This is a genomic window from Exiguobacterium aurantiacum DSM 6208, from assembly GCF_000702585.1.
In the GTDB taxonomy this organism is placed as follows: Bacteria; Bacillota; Bacilli; order Exiguobacteriales; family Exiguobacteriaceae; genus Exiguobacterium; species Exiguobacterium aurantiacum.
Genome location: NZ_JNIQ01000001.1, coordinates 688,603 through 703,480 on the forward strand (window position 1 = coordinate 688,603; position 14,878 = coordinate 703,480).

At 55.9% G+C, this 14,878-nt stretch carries 17 protein-coding genes and 1 riboswitch; of the genes, 15 read left to right on the plus strand and 2 right to left on the minus strand.

The genetic code is table 11. The annotated features are described in order from the left end of the window. The first annotated feature begins 46 nt into the window (after positions 1-46). Positions 47-151: riboswitch (TPP riboswitch) on the plus strand. A gap of 82 nt (positions 152-233) precedes the next feature. From tenA to P398_RS0103900, 8 genes are all read left to right on the plus strand, one after another. Beyond that, complete coding sequence (tenA, locus tag P398_RS0103865) at positions 234-908, plus strand: thiaminase II (RefSeq protein ID WP_029334107.1); 675 nt, start codon at positions 234-236, stop codon at positions 906-908. Further along, positions 905-1,693 (plus strand): hydroxyethylthiazole kinase, encoded by a 789-nt coding sequence (thiM, locus tag P398_RS0103870; protein ID WP_029334108.1) that lies wholly within the window; start codon positions 905-907, stop codon positions 1,691-1,693. The genes tenA and thiM overlap by 4 nt, the downstream gene beginning before the upstream one ends. After that, positions 1,690-2,532: a bifunctional hydroxymethylpyrimidine kinase/phosphomethylpyrimidine kinase gene (gene thiD, locus P398_RS0103875; protein ID WP_034798865.1), complete on the plus strand. Its 843-nt coding sequence runs from the start codon at positions 1,690-1,692 to the stop codon at positions 2,530-2,532. Before thiM ends, thiD begins: the two co-directional genes overlap by 4 nt. Further along, entirely contained in the window at positions 2,501-3,142 is a 642-nt protein-coding gene (gene thiE, locus P398_RS0103880) for a thiamine phosphate synthase (protein ID WP_029334110.1), read from the plus strand. Before thiD ends, thiE begins: the two co-directional genes overlap by 32 nt. 23 nt (positions 3,143-3,165) lie before the next feature. Further along, the gene (locus P398_RS0103885; RefSeq protein WP_029334111.1) at positions 3,166-3,798 is read left to right on the plus strand and encodes an SDR family oxidoreductase; all 633 of its coding nucleotides are present in this window, start codon (positions 3,166-3,168) and stop codon (positions 3,796-3,798) included. 127 nt (positions 3,799-3,925) lie between these two features. Then, positions 3,926-5,491 carry a diguanylate cyclase domain-containing protein gene (locus tag P398_RS0103890; RefSeq protein ID WP_024371265.1) on the plus strand — a complete coding sequence of 522 codons (1,566 nt, stop codon included), beginning with the start codon at positions 3,926-3,928 and terminating at the stop codon, positions 5,489-5,491. A gap of 42 nt (positions 5,492-5,533) precedes the next feature. Continuing rightward, positions 5,534-5,983 carry an OsmC family protein gene (locus P398_RS0103895; protein ID WP_024371264.1) on the plus strand — a complete coding sequence of 150 codons (450 nt, stop codon included), beginning with the start codon at positions 5,534-5,536 and terminating at the stop codon, positions 5,981-5,983. Positions 5,984-6,072: 89 nt separating this feature from the next. Continuing rightward, a complete protein-coding gene (locus tag P398_RS0103900; protein ID WP_029334112.1) occupies positions 6,073-6,513 on the plus strand; it encodes a GNAT family N-acetyltransferase in 441 nt (146 codons plus the stop codon). Here the strand turns inward: P398_RS0103900 and P398_RS0103905 are convergent, their stop codons facing one another. Then, a complete protein-coding gene (locus P398_RS0103905; protein ID WP_029334113.1) occupies positions 6,514-6,960 on the minus strand; it encodes a DUF4385 domain-containing protein in 447 nt (148 codons plus the stop codon). A gap of 68 nt (positions 6,961-7,028) precedes the next feature. Between P398_RS0103905 and P398_RS0103910 the strand changes: the two genes are divergently transcribed. The 7 genes from P398_RS0103910 to rbsB all read left to right on the plus strand — a co-directional run bounded on the left by P398_RS0103910 (position 7,029) and on the right by rbsB (position 13,322). Then, entirely contained in the window at positions 7,029-7,580 is a 552-nt protein-coding gene (locus tag P398_RS0103910; RefSeq protein WP_029334114.1) for a GNAT family N-acetyltransferase, read from the plus strand. Positions 7,581-7,677: 97 nt separating this feature from the next. Beyond that, positions 7,678-8,661, plus strand: coding sequence for a LacI family DNA-binding transcriptional regulator (locus P398_RS0103915; protein ID WP_029334115.1), 984 nt, complete (start codon positions 7,678-7,680; stop codon positions 8,659-8,661). Next, complete coding sequence (locus tag P398_RS0103920; RefSeq protein WP_024371259.1) at positions 8,658-9,542, plus strand: ribokinase; 885 nt, start codon at positions 8,658-8,660, stop codon at positions 9,540-9,542. The genes P398_RS0103915 and P398_RS0103920 overlap by 4 nt, the downstream gene beginning before the upstream one ends. Then, on the plus strand, positions 9,542-9,931 hold the full coding sequence (gene rbsD, locus P398_RS0103925) for a D-ribose pyranase (RefSeq protein ID WP_024371258.1): 390 nt from the start codon (positions 9,542-9,544) through the stop codon (positions 9,929-9,931). The genes P398_RS0103920 and rbsD overlap by 1 nt, the downstream gene beginning before the upstream one ends. 11 nt (positions 9,932-9,942) lie before the next feature. Next, positions 9,943-11,421, plus strand: a complete 1,479-nt coding sequence (locus P398_RS0103930; protein WP_024371257.1) for a sugar ABC transporter ATP-binding protein — start codon at positions 9,943-9,945, stop codon at positions 11,419-11,421. Between the two features lies 1 nt (position 11,422). Beyond that, positions 11,423-12,388 carry an ABC transporter permease subunit gene (locus tag P398_RS0103935; protein ID WP_029334116.1) on the plus strand — a complete coding sequence of 322 codons (966 nt, stop codon included), beginning with the start codon at positions 11,423-11,425 and terminating at the stop codon, positions 12,386-12,388. 22 nt (positions 12,389-12,410) lie between these two features. Continuing rightward, positions 12,411-13,322, plus strand: coding sequence for a ribose ABC transporter substrate-binding protein RbsB (gene rbsB, locus P398_RS0103940; RefSeq protein WP_024371255.1), 912 nt, complete (start codon positions 12,411-12,413; stop codon positions 13,320-13,322). A gap of 38 nt (positions 13,323-13,360) precedes the next feature. On the opposite strand, the gene P398_RS0103945 is transcribed toward rbsB, so the two are convergent. After that, positions 13,361-14,758 carry a 6-phospho-beta-glucosidase gene (locus P398_RS0103945; protein WP_029334117.1) on the minus strand — a complete coding sequence of 466 codons (1,398 nt, stop codon included), beginning with the start codon at positions 14,756-14,758 and terminating at the stop codon, positions 13,361-13,363. Positions 14,759-14,878 lie beyond the last annotated feature (120 nt).

Sequence of the window (14,878 nt, forward strand, 5' to 3'; positions counted from 1 at the left end):
TCAAAAGATTGGTATGATGTAACCGAAGACGACCGAATTTCATAATGTTTGCCACTAGGGGAGTCGCATGACGCGGCTGAGATGGACGAGGTCCAGACCCTTTGAACCTGATCTAGTTCACGCTAGCGTAGGGAAGTGGGCGAAATGACTTGTCTCACACTCTGTGTATGTCCGACGCCGCTTCCGTTATGGGAGGCGGCGTCTTTTTTCATACAACAAAGGGGGAGACAGAAATGACGTTCACACAACAAATCCGACAAGAGGCGGATGCTTTGTTCCAAGCGAGTTTTGACCACCCGTTCGTTCAAGCACTAGGTGAGGGAACGCTCGACGAGGCGAAGTTTCGCCACTACGTCCTGCAAGACTCGTACTATTTGAACCAGTTCTCAAAAGTGCAGGCGAAGGGAGCGATTTTATCGCACGACATGGAGCTGTCGAGCCGATTTTTGACGCATGCCCTACACACGATTGAAGCCGAACACGCGTTACACCGTGAGTTCTTTACGATGCTTGACGTGACCGAAGAAGAAAGACGTGGGTTCGAGCCGGCACCGACCGCATACGCATACGCGATGCACATGCAACAAGCCGGACCGACGCTCGGGGATGTGCTCGCGGCGATTCTGCCGTGTTACTGGGTGTACTACGAGATTGGGGAACGGTTGAAAGACGCGAAGCCGGAGCATCCAATCTATACGGCTTGGATTGCCACGTACGGGTCGGAATGGTTCCGTGAACTCGTCGAAGAGCAGATTGACCGTCTCGATTTGTTGGCCGAACAGGCGACCGAAGTCGAGCGCACCCGTTATCGTCAATCGTTCTTGAAGAGCTGTTACTATGAAGTGGCGTTTTGGCAGATGGCGTGGACGCTTGAGACGTGGGACGTCCCGGTGGAGGTGAGCCGATGAAGCGCGATTTATGGGACAAAGTCCGGGCCGAGCGACCGCTCATCCATAACATCACGAACATCGTCGTCGCGAACTTTTCAGCGAACGGTCTGCTCGCCGTCGGCGCGTCACCGGTCATGGCGTCCGCTGTCGAGGAAGTGGCGGAAATGGCTACAGTGAGCGATGCGCTCGTATTGAACATCGGAACGCTCGATGCATCGACCGAAGCGACGATGATTCGGGCCGGGCAAGCGGCAAACGCTGCGGGACGTCCCGTCGTTTTCGACCCGGTCGGTGTCGGCGCGACATCGTTTCGGCGTCAAGTGGCGACCACGATCCTCGCACAGGTGCAAGTGACCGTCATTCGTGGCAACGCCGGTGAGATGGCGACACTGATTGACCGAACGGCCCACACGCGAGGGGTCGATGCCGGGGAAGCGTTGCATGACGTGACACACATCGCGCGCGAGGCGGCCAAGCGGTATCGCTGTGTCGTTGCCGTGACCGGAGAGACGGATGTCGTCAGTGACGGGGACGTGACGATTGAAATCAAAGGAGGGACCGAAGTGATGACACGGACGACCGGGACCGGCTGTTTGCTCAGTGCGGTCGTCGGCGCATTTCTTGCGGTCGAGTCCGACGCGATGACCGCGACGTCGACGGCGCTCGCCGGATACGCCCGCTGCGGGGAACTCGCGACAATGCGTGCCGAAGGGTCGGGCGATTTCCCGATCCACTTCTTGAACGAACTCGGTAAGATGACCGCGGTCGAACTACCGAGCGACCGGATCGAGGTGGTATCATGAAGCGCACACAAGTGTTGACGATCGCCGGTTCCGACTCAGGCGGCGGCGCCGGCATTCAAGCCGACTTGAAGACGTTCCAAGAGCTCGGTGTATTCGGCACGAGCGTCTTGACGGCAGTCACGGCTCAAAACACACGAGGTGTGCATGGCGTTGAAGCGGTCTCGGCCGAACTGCTCGCGCAACAACTCGATGCGATCGGTTCCGATTTTTCAATCGAGGCGTGCAAGACCGGGATGTTGTTCGATGCGAGCCGAATCGAGACCGTCGCTTCCGGCGTGAAGCGGCATGCGTTCAAACAGCTCGTCGTCGACCCGGTCATGATCGCAAAAGGTGGGGCGTCCCTGCTTCAAGACACAGCCGTCGACGCGCTCAAGACGTCCTTGCTGCCGCTCGCGACGGTCGTCACGCCGAACGTGCCGGAAGCGGAGGTGTTGACGGGTTTGACGATTCGTTCATTTCAAGACCGTTTTGAGGCTGCGGAACGGATCTTGTCACTAGGCGCGAAGGCGGTCGTCTTAAAAGGGGGACATCTCGAAGGGGAACGTGCCGAAGACCTCGTCTTGACGGCGTCAGAGGCTTTCCTCGTCTCGGCACCTCGTATCCAGACGTTTGACACGCACGGCACCGGGTGTACGTTCTCGGCGGCGCTTACGGCCGAGCTCGCCAAAGGTCGTCCGATCATCGAGGCGACCGTGACGGCGAAGCGGTTCATCCAAAGCGCGATCGCGCACGGTCTCGATATCGGTGCCGGACATGGGCCGACGAACCACTGGGCGTACGGCACGTATGGAGAGGAGGGTGTGACGCTTGAAACGATCACGACAAGCCGGGCTCGCTGAACGGCTAGAGCTTTACTTCATCTGTGGGACGACGAACACGAAAGATATCTTCCGGACGGTCGAGACGGCACTCCAATGTGGCGTTACATGTTTCCAATTTCGCGAAAAAGGAAAAGAGGCACTGTATGGAGATGAAAAAGAAGCGGTGGCCCGAGCGTTGTTTCAACTTTGTCGCACGTACGGTGTGCCGTTTATCGTAAACGACGACGTCGACTTGGCATTGAAACTCGATGCGGACGGGGTACATGTCGGTCAAGAAGATGTGTCAGCCCATCGCGTCAGACAGATGATCGGGGCAGACAAATGGCTCGGGGTTTCGGTGCATTCGCTCGAAGAAGCGGCGACGGCCATCGAGCATGCGGACTACGTCGGCATCGGACCCGTCTTGCCGACGGACTCGAAAGAGGACGCCGGTGAAGTGAACGGCACGACGCTCATCCGTGAAGTGCGGGCGGCGTATCGGGAGCTCCCGATCGTGGGGATCGGGGGCATTCGGCCTGAGCACGTCGAAGAGATTCGACGTGACGGGGCCGACGGGGTCGCCATCATCTCGGCCATCGCTTCGGCGCCGGACGTGGCAGCAGCCACACGACGTTTCAAGTGTCTCTGAATTCGATTCGAGGAGGAAGACAGATGAACGTATTTGTAATTGGTGCAAACGGACAGATTGGGAAACAGCTCGTCGAACGCTTACATGAGGAAGGTAAGCATGACGTGACGGCGATGGTACGAAAAGAAGAACAGCTTGAGGATTTTAAAAACAAGGGCTATCAGGCCGTGCTCGGTGACCTTGAAGGCGATGTCGCGAACTTGACGGACGCTATCGGCAACGCCGACGTCGTCGTGTTCGCAGCCGGTTCTGGCGGGAACACCGGAGCCGATAAGACGTTGTTGATCGATTTAGACGGCGCAGCGAAAAGCATCGAAGCCGCGAAACAACAAGACGTGAAGCAATTCGTCATGGTGAGCGCGTTGAAAGCGGAAGACCGTTCGGCATGGCCGGATGAGATGAAACCATATTACGTCGCGAAACATCACGCGGACCGTCTGCTCGAAGAGAGCGGATTGACATACACGATCGTTCGTCCAGGTGCGCTCACGGATGACGCTGGCACCGGAAAAGTGAAGACGGGCGACGTGTCGACCGGTGAAGTTCCACGCGCCGACGTGGCGGCTTTCCTCGCCCACGTGATCGGACATGATGCGGCTTACAATAAAGCAATCGACCTCGTCAAAGGTGACACGGCGATTGAAGACACACTATAACAGGTACGAACGGACTTTGTTCCGTTCGTTTTTTTTTTTTTGGAATGTGCCCTTTGGCTCGATAAAGGAAACGAAACGTCCGATAGAGAAAATATAGACGTATCTGTCTTGAGAAAGGGGTCTATCCATGACCGCACTGTTTACGTATATGGTCGTTTATCTCTTACCGGCCTTCTTGCTCAGCCATCTCGCGCTAGATGTGTTACTTCGAAATCCTAGACGAGTCGAACATCGGCTGCTCAGTCTGTTCGTTTTTGGTTATGCGATGCTCTTCATGGCAGAGTTCGGGCGCCACTTGTCGCCGATTGAGCTCAGTCCGGCCTTCGTGACGTACTGGTTCGGAAACGCTGGGATTTTGATTTTTGTATGCTCGGTCCACTTTATCTTTAAAGTGACCGGTGTCGGAGCCAGACTTCCGAAATGGCTCTACCCATATGTCCTTTATTTACCGCTCATTCCGGTCGCCTTGACGTTCATCCGTCAAGAGAACATCATCAACAGCCAACGGTTCGACCAAGTCGGGATTTGGCTATACCCCGAGTTCAACGCCTCGTATTTGATCACGATGACAATCGGGAACGTGTTCCACTTTCTCATCGTCCTTTTGCTTATCTATGCACTCAAACGAGCAGAACGAACCGAGCATCAGCGTGTTCTGAGGATGCTCATTTGGACGGCACTCGCCGTCCTCGTCTGGGACATCGTGTTCGGTTATTTCCAATTCCGCGGTGTCATGCCGCCGTACGGTTATATGTATGGAGGTCTCGTGTGGGCCGTCGCGCTCGTCGTGGCGATGAATCGCCTCGACTTTTTGGCCTCGTACGCGAAACGATACGGGACGCTCTACAATTTGAACCCGTCCGCGATTTTGCTCGTCGATGACACCGGGCGCATCGAGAGCGCCAACCCGGCCGCCCGGATGTTGTTCCATACGGTCCGGGTCGTCAACGAACGTTTCGTCGACTTGTTGCCGGAGAAAAAGCGGGAAGAGTGGTGTCATCATTACCGCCAGCACTTCCAAGCACAAAAGAAATTTCTGGAGTTCGAGACGAAGATTCAAACGAAGACGGGGCAAGAGCGTTATGTCGTCATCGATGGCGACTTCGTCTATATCGATCAAAAAGTCCACGGCATGATCCTCATCCGGGACGTGCACTCGTTCAAAGAGGCCGAACAGACGATTCGCTTTTTCGCGTATCACGACCCGCTCACGAAACTCGCCAACCGCCGTGCGTTTTATGAGCAAGCCGATCAAGCATTGCTTCAAGCGGACACACTTGCCCTCATCATCCTCGACCTTGATGGGTTCAAAGGCATCAACGACACGTACGGTCATCAAGTCGGCGATGAGTTCCTCATTCATCTCGGGACGGTGCTCGAATCGGTCACACCGGAAAATGGTCTGGCTTCACGGGTCGGCGGCGACGAGTTCTACATCTTCTTGACAGATGTGACAGAGCCTCGTCTCATCGATTTTGTCACACGGCTGCAACGGACGCTCAGCGAGGAGTCGTTCTTGCTCGGACGGCAATCGATCCCGATTCGGGCGAGCATCGGTGTGAGCCTCTCTCCGGGGCAAGGGGTCGACCTCGATACGCTCATTCATAAAGCCGATCAGGCGATGTATCAAATCAAGCAAGACGGAAAAAACGACTACGCGATTTATGACGACGTGTTACATGGTCCGAAATAACGGGAACAGACTCACGATAACCCGTTACAAGGAGGAGATGGCATGTCAGAGAAACCGTTAGTGACGATGCGCGCTGAAGGAGAATCGACCGGGGTGAAGACGACGGTGCACGTCCGTGACTTGGCTCCGTTCATCGTCGATGAACCGGAGCGGCTCGGCGGCACCGACGCCGGACCGAACCCGCTCGAGTATTTACTTGGTGCCTTGTCGTCGTGTACGACGATCATGATCGCCTACGTCGCCCAGGACCAGAACTTTGACTATGATGGTGTGACGTTCGTGACCGAAGGGACGCTCGACCCGCGCGGCTTCCAAGGCGTCGAAGGGGTGCGGACGTATTTTGAGAACGTACACGTCAACATCGTGCTCGAAACGGTCGAATCGGATGAACGGATTGCGGAGCTTCAAAAAGGTGTCGAGGCGAGGTGTCCGATCCACAATTTGATGCACGCGGCCGATGTCGACATCACGGCGACGTGGACGCGAAAGTAAAGACGGGGCCAGCCCGTCTTTTTTGTGGATGATAAAGGAATCCCCGACCCCGACCACGAACAGCATAGAGACGCAGGGAGGGGGAGCGGATGAACGTCCAACCGATGACAGACGAAGACGCCCGCGCGATTCAAACGTGGACGTACGAAGCACCATATGATTTTTATAACCAGACTCCTTCTGAGGCAGGCATCAAGGAACTGATGGCTTATCAAGCTGTTCATGAAACAGGTGAACTGATCGGCTTTTATTGCCTCGGGCGGTACGCCCAAGTGCCGAACGATACATACGTGTACGACGATACGCACATCGACCTCGGTCTCGGCATGCGTCCGGACTTGACCGGGCAAGGCCGCGGACGCCGTTTCCTCGATGCGGTGCTGTTTGAGGCGAAACGGGCCGAGAAGCCCGTCCGGCTCACCGTCGCGTCGTTCAACCGACGAGCCGTTCGGCTGTACGAGGGCGCCGGCTTCCGGCAAATCGCATCATTTGAGAAAGGCACGACCCGCTTCCTCATCATGGTGAACTGATCAACCGTATTGACGTTGATGGGCTTTCTTTCGTTTCAAATAGTCCTCGTCGGCCCGGATTTGATCCCAGCGCTCTTTGAAGATGCGGGCCGACTCGGCTTTTTCTTCATCGATCTCACGCTCGTGGATATCGCCGTCGTCTTTGTATTTGCGTCCGCCTTTGTAGTTGGCGTAGCGACGGGCCCGCGTATAGCCCATCTGAATGAACTTGCGGGCCATGTCCATGCCGACGAAATCATCGTTCTTCCGGTAAGTTTCAAACAGCTCCATGATCTCGTCCGCCGATTGTGTCGCGATGTCCGGTGTCTTGAAGCGCCAGTGGGGCAGAATCTCGCTTTTGTAAGGTTCGACGAGGAGCACCCCTTGTTCACCGCGGCCGACACGATATAGTTCGGGCTGTTCCCGAAAGTCGATCGTATCAAAATCTAAATCATAATCAAATGGCATCGTCATCCCTCCTCTGTTCAATCCATTCCCTGAACGAGTAAGAGAAAAACGATGAGAAGGAGTACAAGATGATTCAACTAGAGACAGAACGTTTGCGGCTTCGCGCGTTTCACCTCGATGACGCGGAGGCGATGTATCCGTACGCGAAAGACGACCGGGTCGGTCCGAACGCGGGATGGGCGCCCCACCGATCAATCGAGGAGACACGCGCTGTCATTCGAATGTTTCAAGCCGATCAAGACGTATGGGCCATCACGCTGAAAGAGACGGATGAGGTCATCGGGACGATCGGTTTACACGACCGGCGACCGGACCCAAATATTCAGCACGAGGCGCAGCGTGAGATCGGTTACGTATTGAATCCGACATATTGGGGACAAGGCTACATCCCGGAAGCGGTGCGCGCGATGTTGCGCCACGGGTTTGAAGATCTTGGACTCGAGCGCATCTGGTGCGGTCATTTTGACTTCAATGACCAGTCCCGTCGCGTTGTCGAGAAATGTGGATTCGTCTTTTCGTTCACGACGTTGCAACAACTGACACGGCTCGACGGCCGGACGGTGGCAAGTCTCGTTTACGTCATCACAAAGGAAGACTATATGAACCGCTTGGCTCTGTGATGAGTCACGCGGTTTTTTTTCGGAAAATAATGCTTGATATGTAACCGGTTACACATTATGATGTGATTGTAAGCGCTACCAAAAAGGGGGTGTGGAGATGGCGACAATTAAACAAGTGGCGAAACAGGCGAACGTCTCGGTCGCGACGGTATCACGTGTCATGAACAACAACGGCTACGTGAGCGCGGAAGCACGGGCCGCCGTCGAGCAGGCCATCGCCGACCTCGATTACGCACCGAACCGTGTCGCACGGTCCTTATTTACAAAGACGTCCGGGTTGATCGGCTTGATCATGCCCGATATCACGAATCCGTTCTTTCCCCAGTTGGCACGTGCGATTGAGGATGTGGCCAACCGGCACGGGTATCAAGTCGTCCTGTGCAATACGGACGAGCAGTTAGAAAAAGAACAGTCGTATCTCATCGCCTTGCAGACGATGCACGCCGACGGGTTGATCATCACGACGAACCATTCGGACAATCCGAACTATGAAAAACTCGACTTGCCGATGGTGGCGCTCGACCGAATCGTGAAATCGGGGATTGATGCCGTCATCTCGGACGGTTATGAAGGCGGGCGGCTCGCGGCAGAAGCGCTCATCGCATCCGGTGCGACGAGGCTCGCCCATATCGGGGGACCTGAGCAACTGCAGACGGTGAAGCGCCGGACCGATGGCTTTGTCGATGTGGCCGGCGACCAAATCGTCGGGATGACCCGATCGAGCTTCGCGTTCAAAGACGCGCTCGTCGCGGCGCAGCATCTGTTTGACGAACATTGGCCGTTTGACGGCGTCTTCGCCGCCAATGATGTCATCGCCGCAGCGGTGCTTCAAGAAGCGGTCCGGCGAAACGTCCGCGTGCCAGTAGAGTTACAAGTAATCGGATACGACGGCATCGAGCTCGGCGAGATGACGTCCCCGCCGCTCACGACGATTTCGCAACCGATCTATGAGATGGGTCGACTCGCGACAGAGCGGCTGCTCGATTTGATTGAGAAGAAAGACACTGCGCCAAAAGAAATTTTATTGCCGGTCACCTTAACGGAGCGGCAGACGACGAAACGGAAGGGGCAAGACAGATGAAGCGAATTGTAGTGATCGGAAGCATCTCGATGGATTTGGTCGTCACGACGGACAAACGTCCGCTCGCCGGAGAGACGGTCATCGGGAACACGTTTCAAACGGTCCCGGGCGGAAAAGGCGCCAATCAGGCGGTCGCCGCCGCACGACTAGGCGGTACGGTCGAAATGGTCGGATGTGTCGGCGACGATGCGTTCGGCACGAGCATCCGCCAAAACTTTGAGACGCATCGTGTCGGCACACGTCACTTGCAGACGGTTGGGGAAGACGTGACCGGCACGGCGCATATCGTGCTTGCCGAAGGCGACAACTCGATCGTCGTCGTCCAGTCAGCGAACAAGCACGTCCGTTTCACCGAGGGAGAACTCGACGCACTGCTCGACAGCGAGACGCTCGTCTTGTTGCAACTCGAGATCCCGCTTGAGACGGTCGAACACGTAAGTTCCTACTGTCGGAAACACAACATCCCGGTGCTGTTGAATCCGGCGCCGTCGCAACCGCTCACGGCAGAACTGCTCGACAACGTGACGTATGTGACACCGAACGAACACGAGTGCCGTGACTTGTTCGGGGACGTGCCAATCGAGGACGTGTTGCGCCGATATCCAAACAAATTGCTTGTGACAGAAGGGGTCAGAGGGATTCGCTTCTTCGATGGTGAGACGATTCAACACATTCCGGCCATCCGCGCGGACGTCGTCGATACGACGGGCGCTGGCGACACGTTCAACGGCGGGCTCGCGGTCGGCCTCATCGAAGGCCATACGCTACTCGAGGCGGCGCGGTTTGCCGTCGTCGCATCAGGCATGAGCGTAGAAGGGTTCGGCGCCCAAGGCGGGATGCCGACACGAGATGAAGTTTTGATGCGATTGGAGCGAGTGTGATGAAGAAATTAGGTATTTTGAACAGTCACTTGACGAAAGTATTCGCCGATCTCGGCCATACCGATAAAGTCGTCATCGCCGACTGCGGATTGCCGATTCCGAATGGGGTCGAACGCGTCGATTTGGCGCTCCGACTCGGGGAACCTTCGTTTCTCGATGTGTTGGACGCGGTCGAGGCGGATATGGTCATCGAACAGATCACGGTCGCCGATGAGGTGTTCACGGAAAATGAGGCAATCGCCAAGGCGTTGACCGAACGGTTCGACACGGTAAAGACGTGTTCGCATGAGGACTTCAAACGGGAAGTCGCCACGGCCAAAGTCGTCATCCGCACAGGAGAGGCGACACCATACGCTAACGTCATCTTGCACGCGGGCGTCATCTTTTAAGGAGGGATTCGATGCATATCGAATTGAAACGCATCCATAAATCGTTCGGTCCGGTCAGTGTCTTGAAAGGTGTCGATTTCGAACTGTTGCCTGGTGAGATTCATGCCTTGATGGGGGAGAACGGGGCCGGGAAATCAACGCTCATGAAAGTGATGACCGGGCTTCACGCCCAGGATGAAGGAGAAGTCGTCATCGACGGTGCGGTCCGTCAATTCAAACATCCGAAAGAAGCGGAGCGGGAAGGCATCGCCTTTATCCATCAAGAGTTGAATATTTTGCCGGAATTGACCGTGACGGAGAACTTGTTTCTCGGTCGCGAGTTGACAGGGGCGTTCGGCGTCATCAAACAACAAGAGATGAAGCGTCGGGCACGTGAATATTTGGCCGAGCTGAACGTGTTCATGGAAGTCGATGAACTCGCGAAAAATTTATCGGTCGGGCAGCAGCAGATGATCGAGATCGCCAAGGCGCTCATGACGGACGCGAAAGTGATCGTCATGGATGAACCGACGGCAGCACTCACCGACCGCGAGATTCGTGCCCTGTTCGCGGTCTCACGGGCACTTCGTGACCAAGGTGTCTCCATCATTTACATCTCGCACCGAATGGAAGAGATCTTTGAACTGTGCGACCGGATCACCGTGCTTCGTGACGGGCTTTCGATCGGGACACATCGCATCGTAGACACGTCATTTGAAGAGATCGTCAAAGAGATGGTCGGCCGAGAGATTGGCGAGCGTTACCCGGATCGGACGGCGACGATCGGTGACGTCGTGCTCGAAGTCAATGGATTGATAGGTAACCGGTTCCACAATGTCTCGTTCGATGTCCGTGCCGGCGAGATCGTCGGATTCTCCGGGCTCATGGGGGCCGGGCGCACGGAAGTGATGCGCGCCTTGTTCGGGGCGGACCGGGCGAAAGCTGGCGTCGTCAAACTGAACGGAAAAGAAGTGCGCATCAAGAAGCCTGCTGACGCCATTGCTCACGGCATCGCTTTCTTGACGGAAGACCGCAAAGGCGAAGGGTTGTTGCTCGACTTCTCGCTCCGAGAAAACCTCTCGCTCCCGACGCTCGATCGGCGAGCGAAAGGGACGATCATCTCACGGCAAGCGGAAGAAGAGTTCGCGGACGGCTATTTGAAAAAGCTACGTGTCAAACACCATTCGATGGAACAAAAAGTGAAGTCGCTCTCGGGCGGGAATCAACAAAAAGTCGTGCTCGGGAAGTGGCTCGGTGTTGAACCAGACGTCCTCATCCTTGATGAGCCGACGCGCGGTGTCGATGTCGGCGCCAAGAAAGAGATTTACACGATCATGAGCGAACTCGCCGAGTCAGGCGTCGCCATCATCATGGTGTCATCGGATTTACCGGAAGTGCTCGGGATGAGCGACCGCATCGTCGTCATGCGCGAAGGGGTCGTCACCGGGACGCTCGCGAAACATGAGGCGACACAAGAGCGCGTCATGACTTATGCGACAGGAGGACAGTAACATGGAATTGAAAGCAGCGACTGCATTAAACCGACCGCAAAAGCTCGGCTGGGGACAAAAGCTAGGTCCGTTGTTCGGACTGCTCGTCATCATCGTCGTCGTGACGGCGCTTGAGCCAGGGTTCCTTTCGCTCAACAACATCTTTAACGTCTTACGCCAAGTATCGATCAACGCGCTCATCGCGTTCGGGATGACGTTCGTCATCTTGACGGGGGGGATCGACTTGTCGGTCGGCTCGATTTTGGCGCTCTCGTCGGCGTTCGTCGCCGGGATGATGGTCGATGGGCAACACGCCGTCATGGCGATCGCACTCGGATTGATCGCCGGGGCGTTACTCGGGGCGTTCAACGGGGCCGTCATCACGTATGGGAAAGTGGCGCCGTTCATCGCGACGCTTGCCACGATGACAATCTATCGGGGGATGACGCTCGTCTATACGGACGGTCGTCCGATCACGGGGCTTGGTGACTCGACGTGGTTCGAGATGCTCGGCCGCGGCTACTTCTGGATTATCCCGGTACCGGCCGTCACAATGTTGATCGCGTTCGGGGTGTTGTACTTCATCTTGAAGAAAACGACGTTCGGTCGTCATACGTACGCTATCGGTGGCAACGAGGAAGCCGCGAAGCTGATGGGAATCGGCGTCAACAAAGTGAAAGTCATGATTTACTCATTATCCGGCATGCTCGCCGCACTCGCCGGCATCATCTTGACGTCACGTCTGAACTCGGCGCAACCAACAGCCGGGACGTCATATGAGCTCGATGCGATTGCAGCCGTCGTCCTCGGGGGGACAAGTTTAGCTGGCGGTCGCGGATGGATTGTCGGGACGCTCATTGGAGCGCTCATTATCGGAACGTTGAACAACGGCTTGAACTTGCTCGGGGTCTCATCGTTCTTCCAACTCGTCGTCAAAGGTGCCGTCATCTTGTTCGCGGTACTACTTGATCGAAAACAAAATGCGTAATCATCGAAAGGGGAAACGTAAGATGAAAAAATGGACAGCTTGGCTACTCGTATTGACGATGGTCCTCATGGCGGCATGCTCGACGGAACAACCTGGGTCGAGTTCGGAGCAGGAGACGAAAGATGGGGACTTTAAAATTGGTCTCTCGATCTCAACGTTGAACAACCCGTTCTTCGTGGCATTGAAAGACGGTGCGGAAGAACAAGCGGCTGAACTCGACGCGACACTCACGGTCGCAGATGCACAAAACGATGCGGCGAAACAAGTGAGTGACGTCGAAGACATGATTCAAAAAGGCATGGACTTGATTCTCATCAACCCGACGGACTCTGAAGCGGTCGGAGCCGCTGTCCAAAGTGCGAACGACGCGGGTATCCCGGTCATCACGGTCGACCGGAACGCCGAGTCAGGTGAGGTCGTCGCTCACGTCGCGTCAGACAACGTCGCCGGCGGGAAGCTTGCGGGCGAATACATGGTCGAACTCGTCGGGGAAGGCGGAAAAGTCGTCGAACTCGAAGGGATTCCAGGAGCTTCGGCGACGCGTGACCGCGGTCAAGGGTTCAACGAGGCGATCGATGGAAAACTCGACGTCGTCGCGAAACAATCGGCCAACTTTGACCGGGCCCAAGGCTTGACGGTCATGGAGAACATCTTGCAAGACAATAAAGACATCGTGGCCGTGTTCGCACATAACGATGAGATGGCACTCGGTGCCGTCCAAGCGCTCAACAGCGCTGGGATGAGCGATGTCAAAGTCATCGGCTTCGATGCGACGGACGACGCCGTCAAAGCGGTCGAGGACGGAACGATGGCCGCGACGGTCGCGCAAAAGCCGACGGAGATTGGGAAGCTCGGCGTGGAAGCTGCCGTCAACTACTTAAAAGGGGAGACGGTCGAAGAAAGCATCCCGGTCGACCTCGAATTGATCAAGTAACGTAGAAAGCCGCCGCATCTATATGCGCCGGCTTTTTTTCATGCTTGTTCGATAGGGTGGAGCGACCGGACGACTTCGTCTTTAACCGTCACGCCGCTCGCTTCGAGCTCGGCGATTTTGTCGGCGAACTGAGGCAAGTGGTCTTTGTGCGCGATTAAGAGTTCGTCAAGCACGCGTTTCGCGGTCTCACCGCTCGGGATGAGCGGATTGAGAATGAACGCTTGGAGCGCGAGGCCATAGTCGCCCGTCACGGCCGCCTCCTCGACGCACAGCTCCATGTTCTTCATCACTTGGAGCCAGCCTTTCTCGGCGGGAGCGAGCGCGCCGAACGCGATCGGTTTCGCCCCGGTCGCCCCGATATAGGCGGACACTTCGACGACATCGTCCGGGGCAAGGTCAGGGACGGCCCCATTGTTTTTCGTCGAGACGACGATGTGTGTGTTCTTGTTCGCATAGATCGATGCGATCGTCTCGCACGCCGCGTCCGAATAGTGGGCGCCGCCACGTTTGGACAGTTGCTCGGGCTTGTGGTCGAGGTGTGGGTCTTTATACAGTTCGAACAGCTCCGCTTCCGTCTGCTTCACTTGTTCGGCCCGTGTGCCGACAGCCGGGTCTCGGTACTCCTCGAGCATATGGGAGAGCATCTCCTCGGCGCGGTAATAGTAACGATGGTAACCGCATGGGATCATGTTCATCTGCTGCAACTGCTCTTTGAAGAACGGCATGTCGTGAATGTTCGCCGGGATGCCTGAATCCCCGTCAACCATCTTGTCGATGATGTCACGCGTGACGTCTGTCCCGTTCGAGTCATGGACACGGTGCCAGTGGAAGTGGTTCAATCCGGCGAACGAATACGTCAGTTCTTCCGGTTTCTTGCCGATCAGTTCCGGCTCGGCCATCATCGCGTTGACCGGGACGTTGCAAAGTCCGATGACTTTGTCCCATCTCCCGTAACGGATGATGGCGTCTGTCACCATGCCGCTCGGGTTCGTGAAGTTGACGAGCCACGCGTCCGGACAGAGTTGTTCCATGTCTTCGACGATGTCGAGGATGATGGGAATCGTCCGGAACGCTTTTAAGATGCCGCCGGCCCCGTTTGTCTCTTGCCCGACCATGCCGTACGAGAGCGGGATGCGTTCATCTTTGATGCGGGCGTCGAGCAAGCCGACACGGAACTGGGTCGTGACGAAGTCGGCGTCTTTCAAGGCTTCTTTCCGGTCGAGCGTGAGATGTACGGTGACGTCATAAGGTGAGGCGTCCCACATCCGTTGGGCCATCTGCCCCACAATCTCGAGCTTCTCTTTCCCAGCTTCGATATCGACGAGCCAAATCTCACGGATCGGCAACTCTTCGTAGCGTTTGATGAATCCTTCCATCAATTCTGGTGTGTAACTGCTGCCGCCTCCGATTGTGACGAGCTTGATTCCGGTTGTCATGTCAATTTCCTCCTTGTTGATTCACAAAAAATAAAACAGAAGTGTAAATGAAATAGGTGTAACTAAGCTTCTCATTCAGTATAAAATAAAGAAAAATAGAGACAATACGATTGGAGATAA

Bases quoted from the DNA above. Each gene is read 5' to 3' on its own strand.
- tenA (WP_029334107.1), top strand. From the start codon at position 234: ATGACGTTCACACAACAAATCCGACAAGAGGCGGATGCTTTGTTCCAA.
- thiM (WP_029334108.1), top strand. From the start codon at position 905: ATGAAGCGCGATTTATGGGACAAAGTCCGGGCCGAGCGACCGCTCATC.
- thiD (WP_034798865.1), top strand. From the start codon at position 1,690: ATGAAGCGCACACAAGTGTTGACGATCGCCGGTTCCGACTCAGGCGGC.
- P398_RS0103885 (WP_029334111.1), top strand. From the start codon at position 3,166: ATGAACGTATTTGTAATTGGTGCAAACGGACAGATTGGGAAACAGCTC.
- P398_RS0103890 (WP_024371265.1), top strand. From the start codon at position 3,926: ATGACCGCACTGTTTACGTATATGGTCGTTTATCTCTTACCGGCCTTC.
- P398_RS0103895 (WP_024371264.1), top strand. From the start codon at position 5,534: ATGTCAGAGAAACCGTTAGTGACGATGCGCGCTGAAGGAGAATCGACC.
- P398_RS0103900 (WP_029334112.1), top strand. From the start codon at position 6,073: ATGAACGTCCAACCGATGACAGACGAAGACGCCCGCGCGATTCAAACG.
- P398_RS0103905 (WP_029334113.1), bottom strand. From the start codon at position 6,960: ATGCCATTTGATTATGATTTAGATTTTGATACGATCGACTTTCGGGAA.
- P398_RS0103910 (WP_029334114.1), top strand. From the start codon at position 7,029: ATGATTCAACTAGAGACAGAACGTTTGCGGCTTCGCGCGTTTCACCTC.
- P398_RS0103915 (WP_029334115.1), top strand. From the start codon at position 7,678: ATGGCGACAATTAAACAAGTGGCGAAACAGGCGAACGTCTCGGTCGCG.
- P398_RS0103920 (WP_024371259.1), top strand. From the start codon at position 8,658: ATGAAGCGAATTGTAGTGATCGGAAGCATCTCGATGGATTTGGTCGTC.
- rbsD (WP_024371258.1), top strand. From the start codon at position 9,542: ATGAAGAAATTAGGTATTTTGAACAGTCACTTGACGAAAGTATTCGCC.
- P398_RS0103930 (WP_024371257.1), top strand. From the start codon at position 9,943: ATGCATATCGAATTGAAACGCATCCATAAATCGTTCGGTCCGGTCAGT.
- P398_RS0103935 (WP_029334116.1), top strand. From the start codon at position 11,423: ATGGAATTGAAAGCAGCGACTGCATTAAACCGACCGCAAAAGCTCGGC.
- rbsB (WP_024371255.1), top strand. From the start codon at position 12,411: ATGAAAAAATGGACAGCTTGGCTACTCGTATTGACGATGGTCCTCATG.
- P398_RS0103945 (WP_029334117.1), bottom strand. From the start codon at position 14,758: ATGACAACCGGAATCAAGCTCGTCACAATCGGAGGCGGCAGCAGTTAC.